Annotated in this window: 14 protein-coding genes; 9 read left to right on the plus strand and 5 right to left on the minus strand. The window is 40.0% G+C overall.

The window, feature by feature from the left end; genetic code table 11:
* Positions 1-895 precede the first annotated feature (895 nt).
* Both B5X70_RS00170 and B5X70_RS00175 read right to left on the minus strand, forming a co-directional pair.
* Positions 896-2,683: a RagB/SusD family nutrient uptake outer membrane protein gene (locus B5X70_RS00170; RefSeq protein WP_079555836.1), complete on the minus strand. Its 1,788-nt coding sequence runs from the start codon at positions 2,681-2,683 to the stop codon at positions 896-898.
* Between the two features lie 21 nt (positions 2,684-2,704).
* Positions 2,705-5,686, minus strand: coding sequence for a SusC/RagA family TonB-linked outer membrane protein (locus B5X70_RS00175; protein ID WP_079555837.1), 2,982 nt, complete (start codon positions 5,684-5,686; stop codon positions 2,705-2,707).
* Positions 5,687-6,399: 713 nt separating this feature from the next.
* Between B5X70_RS00175 and B5X70_RS00180 the strand changes: the two genes are divergently transcribed.
* The 8 genes from B5X70_RS00180 (at position 6,400) to B5X70_RS00215 (ending at position 13,165) form a co-directional block, all read left to right on the plus strand.
* Positions 6,400-6,591, plus strand: coding sequence for a hypothetical protein (locus B5X70_RS00180; RefSeq protein ID WP_079555838.1), 192 nt, complete (start codon positions 6,400-6,402; stop codon positions 6,589-6,591).
* A 182-nt stretch (positions 6,592-6,773) separates the two neighbouring features.
* Positions 6,774-7,103, plus strand: coding sequence for a hypothetical protein (locus B5X70_RS00185; RefSeq protein ID WP_079555839.1), 330 nt, complete (start codon positions 6,774-6,776; stop codon positions 7,101-7,103).
* 34 nt (positions 7,104-7,137) lie between these two features.
* Positions 7,138-9,012, plus strand: a complete 1,875-nt coding sequence (gene mutL, locus B5X70_RS00190; RefSeq protein WP_079555840.1) for a DNA mismatch repair endonuclease MutL — start codon at positions 7,138-7,140, stop codon at positions 9,010-9,012.
* An 18-nt stretch (positions 9,013-9,030) separates the two neighbouring features.
* Positions 9,031-9,816, plus strand: coding sequence for a rhomboid family intramembrane serine protease (locus tag B5X70_RS00195; RefSeq protein WP_079555841.1), 786 nt, complete (start codon positions 9,031-9,033; stop codon positions 9,814-9,816).
* A 6-nt stretch (positions 9,817-9,822) separates the two neighbouring features.
* Positions 9,823-10,725 (plus strand): rhomboid family protein, encoded by a 903-nt coding sequence (locus B5X70_RS00200; RefSeq protein ID WP_079555842.1) that lies wholly within the window; start codon positions 9,823-9,825, stop codon positions 10,723-10,725.
* Between the two features lie 18 nt (positions 10,726-10,743).
* Positions 10,744-11,844 carry an endonuclease/exonuclease/phosphatase family protein gene (locus B5X70_RS00205; RefSeq protein WP_079555843.1) on the plus strand — a complete coding sequence of 367 codons (1,101 nt, stop codon included), beginning with the start codon at positions 10,744-10,746 and terminating at the stop codon, positions 11,842-11,844.
* 5 nt (positions 11,845-11,849) lie between these two features.
* Positions 11,850-12,644, plus strand: coding sequence for a thymidylate synthase (locus tag B5X70_RS00210; RefSeq protein WP_079555844.1), 795 nt, complete (start codon positions 11,850-11,852; stop codon positions 12,642-12,644).
* A gap of 29 nt (positions 12,645-12,673) precedes the next feature.
* On the plus strand, positions 12,674-13,165 hold the full coding sequence (locus B5X70_RS00215; protein ID WP_079555845.1) for a dihydrofolate reductase: 492 nt from the start codon (positions 12,674-12,676) through the stop codon (positions 13,163-13,165).
* Positions 13,166-13,537: 372 nt separating this feature from the next.
* Here the strand turns inward: B5X70_RS00215 and B5X70_RS00220 are convergent, their stop codons facing one another.
* Genes B5X70_RS00220 through lysS form a run of 3 tightly spaced genes read right to left on the minus strand, consistent with a single transcriptional unit; the run spans position 13,538 to position 17,676 of the window.
* A complete protein-coding gene (locus tag B5X70_RS00220; protein ID WP_079555846.1) occupies positions 13,538-14,881 on the minus strand; it encodes a glucose-6-phosphate isomerase in 1,344 nt (447 codons plus the stop codon).
* Between the two features lie 41 nt (positions 14,882-14,922).
* Complete coding sequence (locus B5X70_RS00225) at positions 14,923-15,921, minus strand: NAD(P)H-dependent glycerol-3-phosphate dehydrogenase (RefSeq protein ID WP_079555847.1); 999 nt, start codon at positions 15,919-15,921, stop codon at positions 14,923-14,925.
* Between the two features lie 24 nt (positions 15,922-15,945).
* Positions 15,946-17,676, minus strand: a complete 1,731-nt coding sequence (lysS, locus tag B5X70_RS00230; protein ID WP_079555848.1) for a lysine--tRNA ligase — start codon at positions 17,674-17,676, stop codon at positions 15,946-15,948.
* 359 nt (positions 17,677-18,035) lie between these two features.
* Between lysS and B5X70_RS00235 the strand changes: the two genes are divergently transcribed.
* Positions 18,036-20,336, plus strand: coding sequence for a hypothetical protein (locus B5X70_RS00235; RefSeq protein WP_079555849.1), 2,301 nt, complete (start codon positions 18,036-18,038; stop codon positions 20,334-20,336).
* Positions 20,337-20,414: the final 78 nt, after the last annotated feature.

Below are 20,414 nucleotides of genomic sequence, written 5' to 3' on the forward strand. Positions count from 1 at the left end.
TGAGTGATTACTTAAAGAGACTAAGCCACTAAAAGCTCCTGACTTGATGTTTTTTTTTAAAAAAAAATGTTAAGCGAAAACTACCTTTCTAATTAGCTCATTACTATTTTTATAGATGAAATAATACAGTAGTTATTGTCTTTTCTAATCTTACACGATTTAAAACACCTTCGTGTTCAATGAACACTTTCAGGCAAAGTTAAGGGATGAAACTATTACTCACTAATACTTTCTTATCAAATTATTATATTATTCTGTCAATTATATATTAATATGCTTTTATTTAATCTTTTTAACTTTTAAAATTGGGATCTTTTATTTTTAGAATTCCATTAATCTATTTTTACACATTTTTGCATTGGCAAATAGATAAAAAGAACTAGTCTCAATTAAAGACATTTTTAAAGTCAAGTTTTGACTCAGAGATAATATCCCGTCAAAAAAGATAAAGTCAACAACAGGAAGAACTTTCCCGAGGTCTCATCCAAAAGTTTCTATACGGGTTAGATTGAGTATAAAAAAACGCGAGAACATGCTTATGAATCTGTTTAATTAACAGTTTAAAATTCAAAAAGGGTTGCCCAATTTCTTTGACAACCCTTTTTAACTTCATATATAGTCCAAGTCTATTCTTGGAATCTCGGGAGAAAATAACACAACAATAATTATTGCCTCTTTGATTTCTCTTCACAGCAAAATCCAATGACCTCTTTGAAAACAAAAATGGAATTTGATTCGCATTCCATTCCAAATATAAAATGCCATTATCCTCGAATAGTCTCCTTTCTGCAACCGTAAAAGGTAAGACTTTGAACAATCACTTTTACACACAAAAAAAGGTTGCCAAATTTCTTTGGCAACCTTAATATTAATAAAACAGTTTTATATAAAACTATTAGTAACCTTGATATAAACCAAGTCCTCCTTCAGTGTATCCGGCATTTTGCTCCAATAGACCTTCAGAAAGTCTGATCTGACTGAAAGGTATTGGGAAAAATCCTTGGGTAGCATTGTAACGAGCTGTATAACCAGATGGGTGAAGAGCAGTGTGCGTAGTCCATTGACCATAATCCAATATGGCAACGCCTTCCTGATGTTCAAGATGAGTGGTAGTATACTCAGCTCCCCAACGTCTCATATCATTCCATCTTAAACCTTCAAATGCAAGCTCATATCTGCGTTCTTTCTGAAGATTTTCAAGAGTATAAGTTACAGGATCTAAACCTACACGGGCTCTTACTTCATTCATGTACGTTGCATCTTCTTTCAACTCAGACAACATCAAAAGAACATCAGCATAACGTATGAACATCAAATCATCGGTATGGCCAAGTTGACTATTATTCTGAGTACCATACATTAGGTGGCTATAGCTACTAAAGTACTGACCTTGTTCTGTTCTTACTGCAACACCATGAATTTTCTTGCCCCAGTAGTTACTTTCCATCACAAAATCCCACTGTCCTCTTTGATAACCAGCATAAACAAGCTCACTATTCGGATCTTCAGGATCTGAAAGCACATATCTCTGCATTAGCTCCGCCTCAATGTCGATAACTGAAGCCCACAGCCTTGGATCATTTGGCTCATCTTCCAACCATTGATTAACCAGCGATTCCGGAACAGAGTTTCCTTGTCCCCAACCACCTGCAAACGGAAATGTTCTGGCAACGTTTTGAAGACCCCGCAAAGCAAAAAACAACTGATAAGTATTTGAATAACCTCTGTCTATATTCCAGGCAGCAAAATTGTTAAACTGCTGCACAAAAATAGCTTCAGGATTTCTTGCTCCGTTATCAGCAGCATAAAGTAAAGTTTTACCTGTTTCTGCCATATAATCCTGAATATAATCATAATCACCAATGGTCAGAGAATTGGTGTATGGCCACAACTCATGAAAATCATCAACCAAATGGTGTCCGCTATTGGTTGTAAGATCCTCAAGCCATGAAATAACATTGGCTCTCGTTACTGAACCACCTTCAGGCAGCGTGATAGACTGTTGACCATAAAAACCGGTATAGAACAAGAAACATCTTGCCATCAATGCCTGAGCAGCCCACTTAGTAACACGTCCTTGTTGAGTTGAGGTATATGGTACATCCGGCATCAACTCAATGGCCGCTTTTAAATCAGATGCAATTTGTCCGTAAATCTCATCCGCAGAAGAAGCAGGTAAATTAATCGCCTCGGTAGTCAATTTAAGCGGTACCTCATTAAAAATGGTATTCAGTTGGAAATAATACCATGCTCTTAAAAATTTAGCTTCACCTTTAAATTGATCTTTCATATCAGGGCTTAACTCTTGATCAGGCACGTTATCCAAAACCTCAAGCGCAAAATTTGCACGATGAATACCTTGGTAGAGAGTTTGCCATGGCCATAATGTCATTTCATTATCAGAGAATTGAAATGTTTCATAAGCCTGGGCTTTCACATCGTTCAGACCTCCACCACCAAGTTTATCATCACTGGCAATTTCCCATATAATGAATGGACTCTCATCTGCCCTGTGTTGTAAGGAACTCATGACGGTGTATATCCCGGCCATTAATTGTTCCGCATCGGCTCGGGTTTGAGGAAAGTTCGCAGATGTTTTTTGAGTAAGAGGATCAGTGTCAAGAAAATCCTCGCATCCCATAAACAAAACACCGGCAATCAATAAATATAATATTTTTTTCATAATGTCCTAGATTTAATGGTTTTAAAATTTCAGGTTAAGACCAATCAGATATGTACGTGGAGACGGATAGAATCCTAAATCAATTCCCGACACATATGGTTGATCATCACCATATCCAACTTCAGGATCCATACCTGAGTAATTAGTAAACGTAACCAGGTTATTGGCTGCAACATACAAACGGGCTTGCCCTAGTGGCAAATTAGGCATCAATCTCTTAAAATCATACCCAAGTGTAAGGTTTTGAATCCTAACATAATCTCCATCTTCAACATAAATTTCTGAGATGGCTAACCTTTGAGGATTGTTACCGGCAACCATGCGTGGGAACACATTAGAAGTTCCTTCACCATGCCAACGTCTGCTTAAGATATCGGTGGTATAGTTATGGTATTCATTATCCCCAAATGAACGATATGATTGCATAATTTGGTGTCCAAAAGCGCCTTGCCCTGATACTGAAAAATCAAATCCTCTGTAGGCAAAATTCACTCCAAATCCAATTCTGAAATCAGGATGAGGATTACCAATCATGGTTTTATCATCAGGGGTGATTTCTCCGTCACCATCATAATCTACAAAAATGATATCTCCGGGTTGAGGATTTTCCTGGAAGAATGGCCCATCCCAATTATCGATTTGTTGTTGATTCTGGAAAATTCCTGCAATCTTATATCCATAGAAATAACCAATAGGGAAGCCTGTTTCTACGCGATAGATAGGATCCGTTCCTTGTGAAAGAATACTTCCGGGACCCATAATATAACCATCGGCTCCATATATGGCAGGTAAAGGCATCCGTACCAACCAGTCTTTTGTCTCTTTCACATAGTAGTCAAAAGCCAATTGAAGACGCGACCTGAGGAAATAGGCATCCACACCAATGTTTAGCTGTTCTGAAGTTTCCCATGACACATCAGGGTTAGCCAGCATTGATGGATAGCCACCTAATTGCAGTTGACTCCTATCGGAACCAAACCTGTACTGATTTAGGTTACCAAAACCTATCAGAGCTAAGTATTGAAATGGATCTATGCTTGAATTACCATTTTGTCCCCAACTTGCACGTAGCTTAAGAAAGTCAACGGCATCAATATCCTGCATAAACGACTCATCAGACATAATCCAACCGGCAGAAACTGAAGGGAAATATCCCCAACGATTACCTCTCGCAAAGTTTGAAGAACCGTCTGCTCTCATCACAAGTGTCAGCAGGTATCTTTCATTGAAGTCGTAGTTTACCCTTCCGAAGAAAGATGCCAATTGACCTTGAGCATGAGGAGCTCCTTGAGTTCTGGTTACACCTGCTGTGATACCATCAGTGTTATCCAGATAAGCATACTCAAAACCAACAAATGTTGGGTAAGCATTTCGTGCATTTATACTTGATCCCAATCCCCATTTTTCGATGGACTGTCCAACAAGCACGTCAACAGTATGTGCATCTTGTCTTAGCAAGTAGTTTAAAGTATTCTCAAATGTCCAGTTGTGACCATTTCCTGAAGTTTGTGTAATACTTGGTGCACCACTTCTTGCATCACCGGCAAGGTCATAGCCTGGTTCGTAGTTGCGGTATGTGTTACCATTATATCTGTAACCATACTGGCTTCGGAAAGTTAAATTCTCAATGGGCATAATTTGTAAATATGCACTACCATTCAGATTATAATTGCGGGATTCATTCATCCCTCTTTGAAGAACCATCTGAGCAACGGGATTGTAAAGTCGTGGACTAACAGTAGCCAAACCTGATGATTGGGTGTCAGCATTTGCAAACCACTCTCCGGCATCGTTATAGACAGGAACCAATGGACTTGCTGATAACATGTTTCTCACATCATTCCAGTACATTCCACCTATTGCAATCCCGGATCTTTCCGTATAACCATAATTCAAAGTTTGTCCAACTTTCACAATGTCACGTCCATTACTTTCAATTACGGTATGATCACTGTTTAGACGTACGGTATATCTGTCAAAATGAGGCTCCACTGGTGAACCCAATACACCTTCCTGAGAAGAGTAAGAGAATCCCATAGAGAATACAGATTGATCTGAACCTCCATTGATGTTAATCGCATGGTTCTGGATCGGAGCATTCTTGTTATAGATCTCATTCATCCAGTTGGTTCCGTCCCACTGTCCACTCTGAATTTGTTGGTACAATCCGGGTATTTTACCTGCCCAGTCTTCAGGGGAGCGGCCGGATTGAATTCTCTCTTCAGTGTGAATTTCGATAAATTGGCTGGCAGTAAGTGGTTTTGCCAAATTCTCAATTTGCTGAATTCCAACGTAACCGTCATATGAAACCTGCATTGCTCCTCTTTGTCCGCGTTTTGTTGTAATTAGAATTACACCATTGGCAGCACGCGAACCATAAATGGCCGCAGATGCAGCATCCTTCAAGATATCAATTGACTCAATGTCGGCTGGATTCAGGTGGTTAATGTTTCCACCGGCAACCCCGTCAATTACATATAAAGGCTGCGAGTTACCAATGGTTCCAAGTCCACGAATGTTAACTTTGAACCCTTCACCTGGCATACCAGAGTTCTGAACAATATTAACACCCGACACCTGGCTTTGTATAGCGCCAAGAGCCTCCGTATTACTCTGACGAAGAATATCGTCAGAACCGACATTAATATTTGCTCCGGTAGTTAATCTTTTTCTCTGAACACCATAACCAACTACCACAACTTCATCCAAATCCGAGAAGAAATCCCGCATTGAGACGTTAATTGTAGTTTGATTTCCTACTAAAACTTCTTGTGTTTCCATTCCTACAAATGAATAAACCAATACAGCGTCTGCACCGGCTACATCAATTGTATAACTTCCTTGAGAGTCTGTGATGACTCCATTTGTTGTCCCTTTTTCCAGAACGGTTACGCCCGGAACAGGAAAGTTTTGACTGTCATTAACTACACCACTCACACGCTGTTGCGCAAATGTAGTGTAGCTTAAAAACAAGCAAAAAATTAAAATCAGATTTTTTCTCATAGTTCTCTAGTTAAAGTTAAAAAATAAATAATACTGCTTGAAAATCGTCACCTTAAAATTTAATTAGTATACTGTTCTGTTCTGCTCAAATCTTAATGTTTTATTTAATAATAACTCATTTTTTGTTGATATCTATTTTCTATTCTCATCAATTCTTACTTTTAATTATAAACCATTATAAATTGATATATGCTCTCTACTTTAGAAATGAATCATTATTTATGTTCATTTTATCTCAAATTCTATACTTGGCTGTTTTATAAACTAAACGATTATGCAAATTTCACGTTTGTTCACATTCTAAATAAAACAACAAAGATCCTTTAATCTAATAAATCAGAAAAGTTAAGAGCTTTATAAATAAGTCAATACGTCATTAATATTGCAAATCTGCTAACTTTTAGGCATAAACTTGAAACATTAAAATACCTTTATTTTCAAAGTTCAATTTTAAGCTAAATTTGCTTTCAATGCAAGAATTTTTACATTTATTTTTTTTCTTTTTCATTTCTGCTTTTATAATTGTTTGTCACACAGACCACAACAGAACGGCCTTTTTAATCCACTTAAGTACAGTAATATGACGAGCTTTTTCTTAGATTTAAAAACACACGTGTGCAATAGAAAAAACAATGGTTTTTCATATGTTAACTTAAGGGAGGATCCCTATTAACAGGTTGTAATCAAACATCCATGTATGGAGACAATGAGTCATGTCGTATACTTCAGACAGACAATCTATAAAAGCTACGTCACATAAATCTGATTTCCTTAATTTTTCTGGTTTCCAATTTGAAGCTTATTTTACAGAGTTTGCCGGCGAGGATGATGATGTTATGGATAAACCTTATTCAAATAACAGTGATGCCGGATTCGCAATTAATGATCTTAAGCAGGAAGTTTAAAACCCCACACAAAAATTCACGAAATCAGATCATGTAAAAATCAATGCGCATAACTCCTTCATTAAAAATATGGAAAGACCAACCCAATTTTGTAAATTTGCATCATATAATATTCAGATGGTAATGAAAAGCAAAAAAGGCAAAGTTTTTGCGTTTAAAACCATACAACCAAAGAAAAAAGCATGAGATTTTCATTTATTAAAATCCCCCAGCACCGAAAGTTTCATCTTGATCCCATCTATTATGATGAGGCAAAAGAGGAACGCAGGGAAAGAGAAAGAAGAATCAGGGTTGAGATGGGATTAAATCCCACCGAGGATGGAGAAACCGACAGCTCTTTTGAAGATCGCATAAAAGGAAAAATGCGTCGTAGAATAAAAAACACATTCGAAGTCAGCAGAAGTGTACGACGAAAATCAAACATCAGACTGGTAGTCATCCTTATTGCATTGATGGCCTTATTCTATTACCTGTTACATGCCGGTTACGACTGGTACAGTCAATTTATGTAAAACCTGTTTGCTTCTGTAAATAAGAGAAAAGCCCATGTCGGATATCATTCAGCTCCTCCCCGATGCAGTTGCCAACCAAATAGCAGCGGGTGAAGTTATACAACGGCCTGCATCGGTAGTTAAAGAACTTACAGAAAATGCCATTGATGCAGGTGCCACCGAAGTTAAGATCATTATTAAAGACGCCGGACGCACACTCATTCAGATTATTGACAATGGCAGTGGGATGAGTGAGACCGACGCACGCATGGCGTTTGAGCGCCATGCCACTTCAAAAATAAAGGAGGCAAATGATCTGTTTTCCATCAGGACTATGGGATTTCGCGGTGAGGCTCTTGCATCCATCGCAGCAGTTGCTCACGTTGAACTCAACACAAAAACTGCGGATCAAGAACTGGGCACCCGAATTGTTATCGCAGGATCGAAAGTGGAAACACAAGAACCGGTTTCTTGCCCAACAGGCAGCAACTTTCTAATTAAAAACCTGTTTTATAATGTACCGGCACGGCGCAGGTTTTTAAAAACAAATGCCACCGAATTGCGTCACATCATTACCGAAGTACAAAGAGTGGCGTTGGCCAATGAGCAAGTGGCTTTCACTCTCATACATAACGATCAGCCATTGATTAATCTCCAGCAATCGAATTTACGACAGAGAATCATTGGCATCATAGGGAAACAGTGCAACGCACATCTGCTGCCTGTAAACACCGAGTCGTCTATAGTAAACGTGCGGGGTTTCATTGGGAAACCCCAAACTGCGAGGAGAACTGCCGGCGATCAGTATTTTTTCGTGAACAATCGTTACATGCGGCATCCATATTTGTACAAAGCCGTTATGGATGCTTATGAGAACCTGATCGCAAAAGATGCCTATCCTTCATGGTTTCTCTTTTTTGATATCAACCCTGACCTAATTGATGTAAACATTCATCCCACCAAAACGGAAATAAAATTTGAGGATGAGAAACTGATTTGGAAAATTCTCAACGCCGCAGTCAGAGAGAGCCTGGGAAAGCACAACGCCGTTCCCTCTATTGATTTTGATACAGAAGGGCAAATTAATATTCCGGCATTTACCAGACAATCTGAGGTTAAGATGCCGGAAGTAAAATTCAATCCCGATTACAATCCGTTTAAAACGGATTACAGCACATCGATAAACCGGAGCAAAACTTCAGGCTGGGAATCTCTTTACAGAGATTCCGATGATGAACCTGATTTTGAGAACCTCACCTCCTTTGAAGATGAGGATGAAACACCAGAGTCCATCGTTCTTCCATCACGAAAAAACCCCGATTACACTGACGAAGTGCCAACACCCGATCAGATGGAAAACCCGCCATCATCGGCTACCTACTTTCAGATGAAAGGCCGGTTTATCATCACACCTGTTAAGTCAGGATTAATGATCATTGATCAACGAAGAGCACATGAGCGAATTTTGTACGAACAGTTTTTACATTCAATAAAAACGAACAAATCTACCACCCAGCAGGTTCTTTTTGCAGAAACCTTGGTGTTTAATGAAGAAGAGTGTACATTACTGAGGGAAATAAAGGCAGAACTCTCTATATTTGGATTTGATTTGGAAGAGATTAACAATGGAGAATTCCGTATAAACGGAATTCCTTCAGAATTTGATCACGTAAATGCTTCCAGGGTCATTGAAAACCTGCTGGAAGCATACAAAACCGGGGAAGTTGATCCGGCAAAAGAGATCAGGGAGCAATTGGCAACCATCATGGCACGCAACGCGTGCATGAAAAACGGGGAGACTCTTTCCGCCGAAGAGATGACTTCTCTCACAGGAAAATTATTTCGTTGTAACATGCCACATTTTTCCCCGACAGGAAAACCTGTTATCACCATCATCGATAACGAAGAATTGGACAAACGATTTAGATAGAAATTTAAACCATACGATATGAATTTCGGAGCATCACCCTTTGGATCACTGACTCCGGTAGTTAAAAATCTACTGATAATAAACGGGATATTTTTTCTGGCCAGCATTTTGCTGGCTCAGAATTTCGGCATACGACTCGAAAAGATTCTGGGATTGCATGTGCCAATGGCAGATGATTTCCAGCCTTATCAGTTGGTTACATATATGTTTTTACATGCCTACCCGCAGTTTTACCATATTTTTTTCAACATGTTTGCTCTCTTTATGTTTGGGCGGATGCTGGAAATGGTATGGGGTCCCAAACGATTTCTGATTTTCTATTTTGTAACCGGGATTGGCGCAGCACTTATTCATCTTACAGTTCAGTATATTGAGATTGTGCCTGTGTTAAAAGAGATCACGAATGCAATGAATAACCCCACACACGAAAATCTCAGTCAGTTTTTCGTGCTGCAACCGAACCAGGAAATAAGCAGAGAGGTGGCTATTGAATCATTGATGAGATTTCGCACCGATTTTCTTAATAGTCATGTTACCATTGGAGCATCGGGTGCCGTTTTCGGAATCCTGCTTGCATTTGGAATGCTGTTCCCCGATACCAGATTGATGTTATTATTTCCTCCTATACCGATAAAAGCAAAATATTTTGTAATTTTCTATGGAGTTTTGGAACTGTTTTTGGGAATTAGCAGATATACATCAGTAAATATGGGACATTTGAATGTAGCTCATTTTGCTCATCTGGGGGGCATGTTGTGGGGTTTTATTTTAATTAAATATTGGCAGAAGAAAGGGATTTATTAACACATTATGAGTATTATCAGGGAAATTAAGGAATCCTTCAAATACGGAACCATCCTCACCCGGTTGATTTACATCAACATTGGAGTGTTTTTGGCTTTTCGCTTCATTCAGCTTTTTTTGGTGCTCAGCGGCTGGTCTCCTGATGCCATTCGGCCCTGGCTGGCCTTTTTTTCGGTGCCATCTGAGCCGGCACGACTGCTCGTAAGGCCGTGGACGGTTTTAACCTACATGTTCCTTCATTTCGATTTTATTCATGTTCTGTTTAACATCCTATATCTGTATTGGTTTGGGAGACTATTTCTTCAAATAATAGGATCCCGTTTATTTCTCAAAACTTATTTTTTAGGAGGGATTGCAGGGGCTGCCGTTTATCTGTTGGCGTACAACCTGGTTCCGGCTTTTTACAATGTGGTTCCTTCATCCATACTGCTTGGAGCATCGGCGTCTGTTATGGCCATATTATTCGCAGTGGCACGGTTTAGCCCCGATCACACGGTCTTTCTGTTGTTCTTTGGCTCAGTAAAATTAAAATACATTGCTCTGGTAGCCTTTATCATCGATTTAATAAGCATCCCGGCACTAAGTAATACAGGTGGGCACCTTGCGCATATGGGAGGAGCGGTTGTGGGACTCTATTTAGGATGGCAATGGAGTAAAAAGGGAACCGGAAGTTATTCAGGAATTCCATCACATTTCAAGAAATCTGAAATGTCGAAGTTGTTCGCCAAGAAAAAAAACCTGAAAGTTACACACAAAAGACCGTTATCTGACCTGGAATACAACGCCATTAAAACGAAACGTTTGAAAGAGGTAGATAGAATTCTGGAGAAAATTAAAACCAGCGGATACGACAGCCTCACCGCAGAGGAGAAGAAGATTCTTTTTGAGGCGAGCCAGGATAATGATTAATGTTTTACATTTAGAAAGTTGAAAAAGCTAATATATTCCATATCATTAATTATCGTGCTTTCCCCGGCAGTATTGATACTTCTGTCGGTTCTCACAGCATATGTTAACCCTGCGCGTTTGCATATTTTTGCCTTTGCCGGATTTGCCTTCCCGGTATTTTGGCTATTGAATCTGGTTATGCTGGGATGGCTGCTCATAAGAAAGAGTTTATTATCACTGATTCCTTTTGTGGTATTGGCCATCTCATTGCAACATTGGAACAACACTTTTCAGTTTCGTGCAAAAACCATAGATAACATTCAGCAGCTTGAACGCCCGGTTACCATCATGTCATACAACACACGAATGTTTGATTTTTACAAACATTCCGGGATGGATGGTGCGCCTGAAGCCATATTTGAATATATTCTTAGGAAAGATCCTGACATCATCTGTTTTCAGGAGTATTTTACCAGCATGAGGCGTGATGAATACACGCCTACGGCCATTATTGCCAGATTCAGAAAATATGGATACCGGCAAGTTGATTATCTCAGAACTCATCCCGGAAATACAGGTTACGGACTGGCCATATTTTCAAAGCATCCCATAGTAAACGGCAATGCCATCAGGTTTGAAAACTCATTGAACATGGCAAGCTATGCTGATGTAAATGTGGATGGAAAGATCATTCGCGTTTTCAACACACATCTTGAATCCATTGGATTTCAGGATCATGAATTGAGCGTTCTTGATAGTTTGGATTTCCGCATGAGCGATAGTCAGCGACAGGGATTACGAAACATTTCACAAAAAATTACCAGGGCGTTTAAATCCCGCTCAAGTCAGGCAGAGTTTTTGGCCAGGCATATTGAGAATTCGCCATATCCGGTGATTGTTTGTGGCGATTTTAACGACACACCGGTTTCATATGTTTACCGAACCATGCGAGGCAATCTGAAAGATGCCTTTCGGGAGTCGGGCGTTGGCTTTGGAGGGACTTATAATGGTAGATTACCTTCATTCAGGATCGATTACATTTTTCACGATCCACAGTTTGAATCCTTTAATTTTGAACGTTTACCTCTGGATTATTCAGACCATTTCCCAATTATGACAACCATTGATTTGAAACAATAAAAAAAATGCAACAATATCTGGATCTTATAAAAAGAGTTACCTCTGAGGGCTTTCGCAAGGAAGACCGCACAGGAACAGGGACATTGAGTGTTTTTGGACATCAAATGCGGTTTGATCTTTCGGATGGCTTTCCTCTTGTTACGACAAAGAAATTGCATCTGAAATCCATTATTTACGAATTACTCTGGTTTTTAAAGGGGAGTACCAACGTGGCATATCTTCAGGAAAACGGAGTGAGAATCTGGAATGAGTGGGCGCTTGAAAACGGGGAGTTGGGGCCCATTTATGGATACCAGTGGAGATCCTGGCCGACTTATGACGGCGGACATATTGATCAGATTAAGCAAGTTGTTGAGTCCATTAAAAACAATCCCGACTCAAGAAGACACATCGTAAGTGCATGGAATGCAGGTCAGATAGATGAGATGCAGCTGCCTCCATGTCACATTTTATTCCAATTCTACGTGGCCGATGGAAAGTTAAGTTGCCAGTTGTATCAGCGTAGTGCCGACATTTTTCTCGGAGTGCCTTTTAACATTGCATCATACGCACTTTTAACCATGATGATGGCACAAGTTACAGGTCTTAAACCAGGTGATTTTGTGCATACTTTAGGTGATGCACATATCTATCTGAATCATTTGGATCAGGTGAATCTCCAATTATCCCGGAATCCACGACCATTGCCGAAAATGGAAATCAACCCTGATGTAAAATCAATTGATGATTTTGTGTTTGAAGACTTTAATTTAACAGGGTACGACCCCCACCCCCATATAAAAGGCGATATTGCTGTTTAATTATTTCAAAACCATAAGCAAAATCAACTATGCATATTTCAATTATAGTGGTTATTGACAAAAAAGGCGGAATAGGCTTTAGTGGCGACCAACTTGCCTATATCAGCGGCGATTTAAAACGGTTTAAACAACTCACCACAGGCCATCCGATCGTGATGGGACGAAAGACCTACGAATCTTTGCCAAACGGAGCATTGCCAAACAGACGAAACATCGTTTTAACCCGCAACCCACAGTTGACTTGTAATGGCTGTGAAATGGCTCGTACCATAGAAGATGTGTTGGACAAGTGCAGAAAAGAGCAAGAATTGTTTGTAATAGGCGGAGGCGAAGTGTATGACATTTTCATGCCGGTAGCCACGCGCATATATTTTACGCACATCCATCATAAATTTGATGATGTGGACACCTGGTTTCCTGAAATTAAGAGAGACGATTGGAACAGTGTAATGATGGAAGGTCCATTTACCGATCCTAAAACCAACTTGCAATTTTCATACGAAACTGTTGAAAGAAAGTAATAATGAAACGCCCATGAGTGAGCAACTCACAACAAGAGCACGAAAATAACAGCTCATGGAAGTTCCATTCGGCCAATTAATTAACTAAATTATTTTCGGATGAATACATATAGAAGCGAAAGAGGCTGTCTCAAAAGTAAATTTTAATTATCCTCATCTTTAAAAACATAAATTACACATAAATAATTCACCCCTAAATCCCCCGAGTTAAAGTCATTTGACTAAACAATAGGGGGACTTTAAGCCTCCCACTTGGGGGAGGTTTGAAGGGGTAAAACGAGGTTGCTTGCAAATTGTATGTATTGAAAGTTGTTATTAGACTTTTGCGACAGCCTCTTTATATTTTTACTATCTAAATAATAATATCCGACTCTATAGCTTTTTGCGAATTTCTTCAGTTTCTTTCTCAAAACCTGGCTTGCCCAAAAGTGCGAACATATTCTTTTTATATGCCTCTACTCCCGGTTGATCAAATGGATTTACTCCCAAAACATATCCACTGATTCCACAAGCTTTTTCAAAGAAGAAAATCAATTGCCCCAAGAAGTATTCGTTCAGTTGAGGAACAGAGATTCGGATGTTGGGAACACCTCCGTCTACATGTGCAACCAAAGTGCCTAATTCGGCCATTTTGTTAACCTCATCTACTCTCTTTCCTGCAATATAATTCAAGCTGTCGAGATCATCTTTATCGGAAGGAACTTTAACGGTATGATTGGAATTCTCAACAGAGATAACCGTTTCAAAAATGGTACGTTCACCTTCCTGGATCCATTGTCCCATGGAGTGCAAATCAGTTGTGAAATCAACGGCAGCCGGGAAAATTCCTTTGTTCTCTTTACCTTCACTTTCTCCGTAAAGTTGTTTCCACCATTCTGCCAAAAAGTGCAGTTTTGGGTGATAATTAACAAGGATCTCAGTTTTCTTTCCACTTTGATATAATAAATTTCTGGCTGCTGCATAAACTGCTGCAGGGTTATCTTCAAAACTCACATCGGGTGCAGTTGCTTTAACCATGTCACGAGCTCCCTCTACCAGTTTTTCAATATCAAAGCCGGCTACAGCTATAGGAAGTAACCCTACGGGAGTTAAAACAGAAAACCGTCCACCAACATCGTCAGGTATAACGTAAGTTTGGTATCCTTCTCGATCGGCAAGTGTTCTTAAAGCACCCTTGCTTTCGTCGGTAATGGCTACAATTCGGTTTTTCACTTCATTTGCACCATGTTTCTTTTCCAGCAGTTCTTTCAATAATCGGAATGCGATGGCAGGCTCTGTAGTTGTTCCTGATTTGGAAATTACCACTACCGAAAAAGATTTGTCTTTTAATAGTTCTAAAAGTTCATGGGAGTAATCTTCTCCGATGTTTTGTCCGGCATATAAAACAACAGGCCGCTTGCGGTCTGCCATCAGAAAATCAAAAGAGTTGGACAAAGCATCGATTACAGCTCTGGCTCCAAGGTAGCTTCCGCCAATTCCGGTCACCACAACGACATCTGATTGCTCGCTTAACCTGTCAGCCGTAGCTTTAATGGTTTTAAGTTCCTCGCTGGTGATGGCTTCAGGCAGCTCCATCCAACCCAGGAAATCATTCCCGGCACCGGATTTATCATGAAGTTTTTGTTGGCAGGCCAACACATTTCCGGCTTGCTTTTTCACTTCATCAAGTGATATAAAGCCTCCGGTTTTTTGAATGTCTATTGAAATTTTTTGCATTGTTAAATGTGAATTTTTTGACATTAAAAATAAGCTCCTCTTTATCTCAGAGATTCGGTTAATAACCGGATCTCAATGGTAGGGGATATCTTCTCGTATATGATGTTATAAACAGCATCGGTAATAGGCATGTTCACTTTGTACCTATCATTTATCTCTTTTATACTCTTGGCTGCGTAGTAACCTTCGGCAATCATCAGCATCTCCAGTTGTGCGCTTTTTACAGAATACCCTTTCCCAATCATGGTACCAAAAGTTCTGTTCCGGCTGAACTGTGAATAACAAGTAACCAATAAATCTCCCAGATATGCAGAGCTTTTTATATCACGAGTAATGGGATGCACAGTATCAACAAATCGTTTTATTTCTTGTATGGCATTGGAGATTAAAACTGCCTGGAAATTATCACCATAGCCCAATCCATGACAAATCCCGGATGCTACGGCCATAATATTTTTTAAAACTGCGGCATATTCCGTCCCATAAATATCATCCGACACCACTGTCTTTATAAAACTGCATTGTAATCTGGAAGCAAACTCGCGTCCCTTTTTAACATCTTGACAAGCGATGGTAAGGTAGGACAACCTTTCCAAGGCAACCTCTTCCGCATGACATGGACCTGATATAACTGCAATCTGATCGAGCGGAACACCATGGATTTTATTAAAATAACTGGCGATGATTAATTTATGTTCTGGCACAAGTCCCTTAATTGCTGAAACTATGAGCTTATCTTTAAGGGACACCGTCAACCCGGATAAGAGTTGATTTAAAAAAGCCGATGGATTTGCGAAAATTAATATATCAGAGGCTTCAATTAGTTCATTGATGTCCTGAAAAAATGAAATCCGGTCAATATCAAAAGCAACAGATGTGAGATAATTTGGGTTATGTTTTACTGTTTTAAATCTTTCAATATATTCGGGACTTCTGAAATGCCAGTTCAGTTTTTCAGAACTGATTAACACCATTTTCGCTATGGCTGTTGCCCAGCTGCCACTACCTATAATTCCGATTTTCGACGCGGTTACGTCCATGATAATATTGTTTTTGTTACGCACTTAACTTTGCGAAAGCCATTCTGAAACCTCTTCTTTGGATGGGTTTGTCAGGCCAAGTTTATTCTTTTTATTTAGTCCGCACAATTGCTGGTGCAATTTATTTGGATTATCAACTTCTAATAAATCTTTTACTCTCTGAAAACCGGCTTTTCGAACAACTGGTATCCACTCTTCGGGAATCCCTAAAGCTTCGAATTTGTCGTCACCATCTTTCTCCGCTTTCTTTTCGGGTCGCATTTGCGGGAAAAACAACACCTCCTGTATGGATTCCTGATTGGTCATAAACATAGTGAGGCGGTCAATCCCAATTCCCATTCCCGAGGTAGGGGGCATACCATATTCCAATGAACGAACAAAATCGTGATCAATAAACATGGCTTCATCATCGCCTTTCTCCGAAAGTTTCAGCTGATCCTGAAAACGCTCCAACTGATCTATGGGATCATTCAACTCGCTGTAGGCATTTGCCAGTTCCTTGCCGTTTACCATTAACTCAAACCTTTCGGTAAGTTCTGGATTTTCACGGTGTTTTTTGCACAACGGCGACATCTCAATCGGATAATCGGTTATGAATGTGGGCTGAATGTAGTGATGCTCACATTTTTCTCCAAAGATTTCATCAATCATTTTTCCTTTTCCCATGGAAGCATCCACCTCAATATTGAGCTTTTTGCAAACATCACGCAACTGCTTTTCATCCATTCCTGAAACATCCATTCCAGTGTGCTCTTTTATGGCTTCCAACATGGGAACACGTTTGAAGGGACGCTTAAAATTTATGATTTTATCTCCCAGTTTTACCTCCGTAGTTCCGTGTAGCTCAAGAGCTACACGTTCAATCATCTCTTCGGTAAAATCCATCATCCACTTATAATCTTTGTAAGCCACGTAGATTTCCATGACGGTGAACTCAGGGTTATGGGTTCTGTCCATACCTTCGTTTCGGAAATCTTTGGCAAACTCGTAAACTCCATCAAAGCCACCTACAATCAGGCGTTTAAGGTAAAGTTCGTTAGCAATTCTCAAATATAGCGGGATGTTAAGGGCATTGTGGTGAGTAATAAACGGACGAGCTGCCGCTCCTCCGGGAATCGCCTGTAAAATTGGCGTTTCCACCTCTAAATAACCACGCTCATTGAAGAAATTTCGCATGGTATTCATAATTTTCGTTCTGGCCAAAAAGGTCTCCTTCACATGATCATTCACTATCAAATCAACATAACGCTGACGATAGCGCATTTCCGGATCGGTAAATGCGTCATAAATCTTCCCGTCTTTCTCTTTTACGATTGGAAGAGGACGAACAGATTTGGCTAATACGGTGAGTTCCTTTACATGTAAAGAGATTTCACCGGTTTGTGTTTTAAACACAAACCCTTTAACTCCAATGATGTCTCCAATGTCAAGCAAACGTTTAAAAACCGTATTGTACATGGTTTTATCCTCTCCTTCACAAATATCGTCACGGCGGATATACACCTGCATGCGTCCCTTCCCGTCCTTAATCTGCGCAAAGGAAGCGCTACCCATAATTCTGCGTGTCATAATGCGACCCGCTAAAACCACCTCCTGAAACTGATCAGGATGATCATCAAATTGATCCAGAATATCTTTTGATTGATGGGTAACGGGGAATTCATCGGCAGGAAAGGGATTGATACCCAGTTTGTAAAGTTCCTTTAAACTATCTCGTCGGATTTGCTCCTGTTCGCTTAATTCTATCTGACTCATTGGTTAATAATTGTTTACTTGAAAAAGTGAGTAGCAAAAAACAAAATGCAAAGATAACCTCAAAATATTCAATATAAAAAGGTAAGCGAAAAATCGTTGGGATTTATAATGATAAAAAGTGTAAACATTAAAGTTTGTTGAATGTTTTTTAACACAAAATACTTATCACTTTAACATTAAATATAGAAATAAATAGGCAATAGTTACGTTTAATATGACCTCAGGCATCAGCCATAACCCAAAAGGCAAGTTCGCGTGAGAAAATGGCCATAGCCGTTTTCTCTGAGAAGTATGATATGTGAAGTATTACCGGAAGAATAATCCTGTGGATTGTTTCTGCCTTTAAATTTAATGCGCTGATGTACAGTAAAATTATCGTCACTTTGTTGACAATCCTTAATTTTGCATGGATAAGTATCCATGCAAATGAAATCAGGCTGGAGTTCATCACCAGTTATCAATGTGAAATAACCGATCCCGATAGCATAATTATCGAAAATTTGGCCCGCCAGGGTTCCGCCACAATTTATTATCCCAACAATGTTTTCGTTATAACTGAAACAGGACTGTCTGTTGGAGACGGAACTGTCAGGAAACCTGAAAAGTTTTCAGTGTCGCAAAACTATCCAAATCCCTTTACCGATATAACACGATTTGATGTGCACGTTAAAAGTGCCGATGAATTCGTTCTATCTGTAAATGATTTAGAGGGACGTTTGCTTTTAACAGAACGTCATTATCTGGATTCAGGTGTTCATACATTTACATTTAATGGAGCCGGGCAGCAAATCCTTCTGCTGAATGTTAAATCTCCGGATGGCAACCAGAGTATTAAAATGATTCAAAGCAGCACCTCCTCAGCAAATTCTCCAAACATAAGGTACACTGGATTATCGGGAGCTCTTTATGATAATAATGAACTGTTGTTAAAAACAGCAGATACCTTTCCTTTTGCTTTTGGAGATCAACTCAGATTTACAGCTTATGTAACCAACAGTTTGGGTGCAGTTGAACATGCAAAAGTAACGGCATCCCCTGTTTCAGGGAGTGATTATCATATCAATATCGCCGGTAATACGCCTGCACGACCTTCAACCATTTCCGGTTCAACTCAGGTAAATTCAGGACAAACAGGAATTACTTATTCTGTTACTAATACTCCGGGCATCACTTATAACTGGACTGTACCTAACGGCTGGAATATTACAGGCGGGCAAAACAGTTCCACCATTACTGTTACTGCAGGGGCATCGGGTGGTACAATTGCGGTAACTGCCCAGAATGCATGTGGAACAAGTAACTCGCGTTCGTTATCGGTGACGGTTTCAACGGGAAATAATGACACCTCCGGGCCGGTAAACATGGCAGATGCAGCTTTCTTTGTGGCACCAAACGGCCGTTCAAATGCTGCAGGAACCTACAACGACCCTTACGACCTCGCCACTGCTTTGAGAGCCAATGGCCCGGCATCACCCGGAGACCTTATCATTCTCAAAGAGGGAACCTATAATGGACGATTTACGAGTAGTGTAAGAGGCACCAGGAACAACCACATTATTTTTGCCGCAGAGCCGGGTAAAAGGGTTACCATAAATGGCCAGTCAGGATCTGGCGGACATGTTTTGTTAATTCAGGGTGAATGGGTAATATTCAGAGAACTGGAAATAACCAACACAAACACCAATCGTATGCAGCTGGTTGGAGGTGTTGAATTTGAAGCTCCAAATTCAAAACTCATCAATTGTATAATCCATAACAACCAAGGGGGTGTAGGTTTCTGGACCGGTGCCATTGACAGCGAACTCTACGGAAATATCATTTATAACAATGGTTTCTTTTCAGAACGTGGCAGAGGTCATGGCATATACGCGCAAAATAGAAATGGAACCAAAACCATTGCCAATAACATTCTGTTCTTTGGATATGGATTTGGAATTCATGCCTATACTGAAAATGGGTATCTTGAAGGATTCGACTTTTTGCGCAATGTCTGGTTCCGCACAGGCGCTTCGATTGAAGGCGCCAGTGTATATGGCGAATCAGACGGACTTCTGATAGGTGGCCATCAACCGGTGGATCGGACACGTTTAATCGGAAACCACTCCTGGACGCCGGTGGCAAATGCCCGAAGCCTCCGACTCGGATACAGCGCCACTCTGGGTGTTGATGGAAGCACGCAGCTCTGGAACGAGTTTATTGAATTGCGAGATAATTATATTGTAGGAAATACTTATACGCGAGGACAATGGAGATCTGCAATAGCCGAAAACAACCAATTTTTTGGTGCAGAAATCGGACCACATCCTTCTGATTTCCCAAACAATTCATACTCCAACCGTCTGCCAACCGGGACCAAAGTGGTTGTGCAAAACAATCAGTACGATTCAGGTAGGTTTGACCTAATTATATATAACTGGAATGATCAGAGTCAGGTTAACGCGGATCTTTCAAACCATCTGCAAAGCGGACAATCATACCGAATTTACAGTGTGTTTGACTTGTGGGGAACCCCGGTAGCCAGTGGAACATACCAGGGAGGAAATGTATCTGTACCCATGGGAACTGTTGCTCCACCTCAGCCCAACGGATTTCCAAATGCCATTACAGGAGCCGACAACCCCGGCAGAACCTTTGGTGTTTTTATTCTCAGAGTTCAATAAAGTAATGGGAGAAGGATAAACATTCTCCGCTTTCAAACGTTAAATCATAACACTTCGAAGAATTAAATGTATCTTCGA

It is taken from the genome of Alkalitalea saponilacus, from assembly GCF_900168165.1.
Taxonomy (GTDB): Bacteria; Bacteroidota; Bacteroidia; order Bacteroidales; family Marinilabiliaceae; genus Natronoflexus; species Natronoflexus saponilacus.